The sequence below is a fragment of the Streptomyces morookaense genome (genome assembly GCF_013030945.1).
Lineage (GTDB): Bacteria > Actinomycetota > Actinomycetes > Streptomycetales > Streptomycetaceae > Streptomyces > Streptomyces morookaensis.
The window spans coordinates 1-4,677 of record NZ_JABBXF010000158.1 but is presented as its reverse complement, the minus strand read 5'-3'; the positions used below and the strand labels follow the sequence as shown (position 1 = coordinate 4,677).

Annotated in this window: 7 protein-coding genes; 3 read left to right on the top strand and 4 right to left on the bottom strand. The window is 73.4% G+C overall.

The window, feature by feature from the left end; genetic code table 11:
- The 4 genes from HG542_RS33700 to rimP all read right to left on the bottom strand — a co-directional run.
- On the bottom strand, positions 1-484 hold a 484-nt coding region (locus HG542_RS33700), incomplete at its 3' end, for a translation initiation factor IF-2 N-terminal domain-containing protein (RefSeq protein ID WP_171088195.1).
- A gap of 178 nt (positions 485-662) precedes the next feature.
- Positions 663-938 carry a YlxR family protein gene (locus HG542_RS33695; RefSeq protein ID WP_171088193.1) on the bottom strand — a complete coding sequence of 92 codons (276 nt, stop codon included), beginning with the start codon at positions 936-938 and terminating at the stop codon, positions 663-665.
- A gap of 146 nt (positions 939-1,084) precedes the next feature.
- Positions 1,085-2,077 carry a transcription termination factor NusA gene (gene nusA / locus HG542_RS33690; protein ID WP_171088191.1) on the bottom strand — a complete coding sequence of 331 codons (993 nt, stop codon included), beginning with the start codon at positions 2,075-2,077 and terminating at the stop codon, positions 1,085-1,087.
- Positions 2,078-2,079: 2 nt separating this feature from the next.
- Entirely contained in the window at positions 2,080-2,601 is a 522-nt protein-coding gene (gene rimP / locus HG542_RS33685) for a ribosome maturation factor RimP (RefSeq protein WP_171088189.1), read from the bottom strand.
- Between the two features lie 162 nt (positions 2,602-2,763).
- Here rimP and HG542_RS33680 point away from each other — a divergent pair, with 162 nt between their 5' ends.
- The 3 genes from HG542_RS33680 to HG542_RS33670 are packed head-to-tail and all read left to right on the top strand — an operon-like array spanning position 2,764 to position 4,669.
- Positions 2,764-3,306, top strand: a complete 543-nt coding sequence (locus HG542_RS33680; RefSeq protein ID WP_229922922.1) for a hypothetical protein — start codon at positions 2,764-2,766, stop codon at positions 3,304-3,306.
- Complete coding sequence (locus HG542_RS33675; protein WP_171088187.1) at positions 3,303-3,719, top strand: ferritin-like domain-containing protein; 417 nt, start codon at positions 3,303-3,305, stop codon at positions 3,717-3,719. The genes HG542_RS33680 and HG542_RS33675 overlap by 4 nt, the downstream gene beginning before the upstream one ends.
- A 29-nt stretch (positions 3,720-3,748) precedes the next feature.
- Positions 3,749-4,669, top strand: coding sequence for an aminoglycoside phosphotransferase family protein (locus tag HG542_RS33670; protein ID WP_171088185.1), 921 nt, complete (start codon positions 3,749-3,751; stop codon positions 4,667-4,669).
- Positions 4,670-4,677: the final 8 nt, after the last annotated feature.

Genomic DNA, 4,677 nt, shown 5'->3' with positions numbered 1-4,677 from the left:
CGGGCGTGGCACCGGGGCGCGGCGCGGCGGGACGCTCCTGGGCCGGACGCTCCTGCGAGGGAGCGGCCGGAGCCGGGGCGGAGAACTCCGCGGCGGGCACCGGGGTGACCGGGGCGGGCTTCGCCGGGGCGGCCGGACCGGGCTTGGGACCCGGACGCGGGCCCGGCGCGGGCGCGCCGCCCGTGGGCTTGGGGGTGGTGGGGGCCGCGGCCGGCTTGGGGGCCGGGGCGGCGGGCTTCGGGGCGCCCGGAGTGGGCGCACCAGGCTTCGCGGCAGCCTTGCGCGGCGCCGCGGGCTTTGCCGAGGGCTTGCCGGCGCCTCCGCCGGGACCCTGCAGCGCGTCAGTCAGTTTACGGACGACCGGCGCCTCGATCGTCGAGGACGCCGAACGGACGAATTCACCAAGTTCTTGGAGCTTGGCCATGACGACCTTGCTCTCCACTCCGAACTCCTTGGCGAGTTCGTATACCCGGACCTTAGCCACTTCGCTCCTTCTAGGTCCGGGGTGTCCACCGGACCGTCGCTACTTCATGGGCGTACTCATCGCGTACTCATCGAGTGCTCATCGCAATCTCGACCTACTTCCAACTCGCGAGGTACCTGACCGCACGGTCGCCCGTGCCGTTCTTCTTACGGTGTTGCCTGCCGGTGCTGCCGGCCGATCAGCCGGTCCGTTCGATGTACCGGCGCAGTTCCGCGGTGTCGAGCGGCCCGGGGGCTTTGAACGCCCTCGGGAACGCCCGGCGGCGCACCGCCAGATCGAGGCAGACCGGTGTGGGATGCACGGATGCACCCCGGCCGGGCAGCGTACCGCGAGGATCGGGAACGACGACGCCCTCGATCACCACGGTCCGCAGCAGTTGGCCCTTGGCCGCTCGCTCCCGGCACCCCACACAGGTGCGCTCAGGGCATGCGCGGGCATGCGTCCGGCCAGACACGCTTAAGTCTACCTCCCCACGCCGACCTCACCCCTTTGGGGCACTGATCGTGCGCGTATGCGTTTCGGCCAAGATCGGCCAGTTTTCCGGGCCCGATGACGGGCTCAGGGGGCGCACCGTGCGCCCCCTGCTGCTTCCGTCCGCCGTCAGGCCTGCTCGGCCGGCTGCTCGGTGTCCGGGCGGATGTCGATCCGCCAGCCGGTCAGCCGCGCCGCGAGCCGGGCGTTCTGCCCTTCCTTGCCGATGGCCAGGGAGAGCTGGTAGTCGGGCACGGTCACCCGTGCGGAGCGCGCCCCGAGGTCCACGACCTCGACCTTGCTCACCCTCGCGGGTGACAGGGCGTGCGCGACGAGCTCGGCCGGGTCGTCCGACCAGTCGACGATGTCGATCTTCTCGCCGTGCAGCTCGGCCATCACCGCGCGCACCCGGCCGCCCATCGGGCCGATGCAGGCGCCCTTGGCGTTGAGGCCGGACCGGGTGGACCGGACGGCGATCTTGGTGCGGTGGCCGGCCTCGCGGGCGATGGCGGCGATCTCCACCGAACCGTCCGCGATCTCCGGGACCTCCATGGCGAAGAGCTTCTTCACCAGGTTGGGGTGGGTGCGCGAGAGGGTCACGGACGGGCCGCGGACACCCTTGGCCACCCGGACGACATACGTCCGCAGGCGGGTGCCGTGCTTGTACTCCTCGCCCGGCACCTGCTCCTGGACCGGCAGGATGGCTTCCAGCTTGCCGATGTCCACCAGGACGTTCTTCGGGTCCTTGCCCTGCTGCACGATGCCCGCGACGACATCGCCCTCACGGCCGGCGAACTCACCGAAAGTGATCTCGTCCTCGGCGTCGCGCAGACGCTGGAGGATGACCTGCTTCGCGGTGGTCGCGGCGATCCGGCCGAAACCGGACGGGGTGTCGTCGAACTCGCGGGGCTCCTCGCCCTCCTCGAGATCCTGCGGGTCCTCCTTGGCCCAGACCGTCACGTGCCCGGTCGACCGGTCCAGCTCGACGCGGGCCCGGCGGCGGCTTCCCTCGGTGCGGTGGTAGGCGATGAGGAGGGCCGACTCGATCGCCTCGACCAGCAGGTCGAAGGAGATCTCCTTCTCTCGCACCAGACCCCGCAGGGCGCTCATGTCGATGTCCACGGCTACGCCTCCTCTTGAATGTCGTCGGACGTTTCGGTCTTTTCCGCGACCTTGCGGTTGAACTCGATCTCCACCCGCGCCTTGGCGATCTCGCCGAAGGCCAGCCTGCGGGCGGTGGGCTTGCGGCCCTTCACGCCCGGGACTTCCAGATCGAGCCCGTCCTCGTCCACGGAGAGGATCCGCGCGACGAGCTCACCGCCCTCCGTGAGCTGCGCCCTCATCAGGCGGCCCGTGGCACGGACGTAGTGGCGGTGCTGGGTGAGGGGGCGGTCGGCGCCGGGAGAGGTGACCTCCAGGACGTACGGGGCGCCACCCATGACATCGGTCTCGTCGAGCTTCGCGGAGACCTCGCGACTCAGTTCCGCGCACTCGTCCAGCTGGACGCCGTCGTCGGAATCCACCACGATGCGCAGCACACGCCGCTTGCCGGCCGGAGTCACTTCGACTTCTTCCAGATCCAGCTCTCGCGCGTCGACGAGAGGGGCGAGCAGCTCGCGCAGCCTCTCGCTCTGGGTGGTGCTCATCCGGGTGACTCCTCGGCCGCGTGTGCTGTTGTGGGAAAGTCGCGTGTCAGGTCAAAGCCTATCTGTTCCGGCAGCCGGCTGACGATTCGGTGCCCGGTCCACGGCCGTCCTGCCGCGCGCCGGTACGCTCGCGTGCGGTGATCAGCCCCGTACGAGCCGGAAATGAGGACCGTGCCGCTCACGACGACGACGCGAGGCGCAGTCGGCCCGCACAGACGCAGGGTACTGGCGGGGGGTGCCGCGGCCCTGCTGACCGGGGGCGCCGCCGCGCTGCTGGGCGGCTGCGCCGGCAGCCCGGATCCCGAGCACGACTCGGCCGCCGAGCTGCTGCGGATACGCGCGGGGCGCGACTCCGCGGCGCTGCTGGAGCGTTACGACGCGACGGTCGCCGCCCATACGGGGCTGGCGGCGCGGCTGCGGCCGCTGCGGGCCGAAGTGGCCCGGCACACCGAGGCGTTCGGGCCGCGGCCCGCCCCGTCGCCGTCCCCCTCCGCTTCCCCCTCCCCCTCCGCCCCGCGGGTGCAGGTGCCCGCGGACGAGAAGGCCGCGCTGGCCGCCCTCGCCGACGCGGAACGGCGCACCGCCGACGCCCGGACCACCGCGCTCGCCGGGGCCCCGCCCGAACTCGCCCGGCTGCTCGCCTCCGTCGCCGCGGCCGGCGCCGTCCACGCGTATCTGCTCGGCTCCGGAGGTGCTGCGACATGACCACGCTCGAAGCGGCCCGGGCCGCGCTCGCGGCCGAACACGCCGCCGTGTACGGGTACGGGGTGGTCGGCAGCCGCGTCGAGGAGGCCAGGGCCGCGGAGGCCCGCGAGGCCTACGACGCGCACCGCGCCCGGCGGGACGCCCTGGACCGCGCCGTACGGGACCTCGGCGGCACCCCTCCGGCGGCGTCCGCCGCGTACGCACTCCCCTTCCCGGTGCAGGACGCGCAGACGGCGGTGCGGCTCGCGGCCGGGCTGGAGAGCCGGATCGCGGGTGCCTACGCCGATCTCGTCCGCGCCGCCGACGGGTCCCTGCGGGCCGAGGCGGCGGCGGCACTGCGCGAGGCGGCGGTGCGCGCGGCGCGCTGGCAGGGCGGCAGCGTAGCCTTCCCTGGGCTCGCCGAGCGGGCTTGACCAGCGAAGACGAAAAGGACAGCCCAGGGATGGCAAACGTGCACGACCGCCTCGAACCGCCGGAGCGGCTGGTTCGCACCCTGAGCTCCGGCCCCGCGTACGGGGAGGCGGCGCAGCAGTGGCTGGCCCGGCTGCCGATCACCGTTCAGGAGTATCTGGAGCGCTGGGAGTTGACGCCCGAACGGGTGCGGACACCGGGCGGGCGGACGAGCCTGGTCGTCCTGGTGCGCCGCTCCGACGGCACGCCCGCCGCGCTCAAGCTCGGCCTGCCGGACGGCACGCCCGTCCGCGAGCACGCGGCCCTCGTCCACTGGGACGGCCGCCACGCGGTACAGGTCCTGGACGCGGACCCCGCCGCCGGGGCGCTGCTGCTGGAACGGCTGCACGGCGAGGTCAGCCTGCGCTCGCTGGCGGAGCCGAAGGCGCAGCTGGAGGCCGCGGCGACGCTCCAGCGGCTGTGGGTGCCGCCACCGGCCGATCACCCGTTCCCGAGCGTCGCCGAGCACACGGCGGCCCTGGCGGGCGGCCTGCGGGAGCTCTGCGAGGAGCCGTGGGCGGTGGTGGACGAGGCACTGGAACTGCGCGAGGCGCTGGCCGCCGGGGAGACCGGTGAGGAACCGGTGCTGCTGCACGGCGAGTTCGAGCAGGGCAGCGTCCTCGCCGGCGAGCGGGCGCCGTGGCTGGCGATCGCTCCCCGACCCCTGGTCGGTGAGCGGGCGTACGACGTGGCGTGGCTGGTACGGGACCGGCTCGACACCCTGCTCGCCTCGCCGGGGGCCGCGGCCATCGCGCGTCGGCGCGTGGCGAAGCTGGCCGACTCCCTGGACGTCGACGGGGAGCGCCTGCGGGGGTGGGCGCTGTTCCGCGCCACGGTGGCAGGCGTCCATGAGGCGGCCGCGGGGCGGCGCAGGCAGGGGGAACTCCTGCTGGAGTTCGCGGGGTTGCTGTAGCGCCCGTC

Bases quoted from the DNA above. Each gene is read 5' to 3' on its own strand.
- HG542_RS33675 (WP_171088187.1), top strand. From the start codon at position 3,303: ATGACCACGCTCGAAGCGGCCCGGGCCGCGCTCGCGGCCGAACACGCC.
- rimP (WP_171088189.1), bottom strand. From the start codon at position 2,601: ATGAGCACCACCCAGAGCGAGAGGCTGCGCGAGCTGCTCGCCCCTCTC.
- HG542_RS33670 (WP_171088185.1), top strand. From the start codon at position 3,749: ATGGCAAACGTGCACGACCGCCTCGAACCGCCGGAGCGGCTGGTTCGC.
- HG542_RS33680 (WP_229922922.1), top strand. From the start codon at position 2,764: ATGAGGACCGTGCCGCTCACGACGACGACGCGAGGCGCAGTCGGCCCG.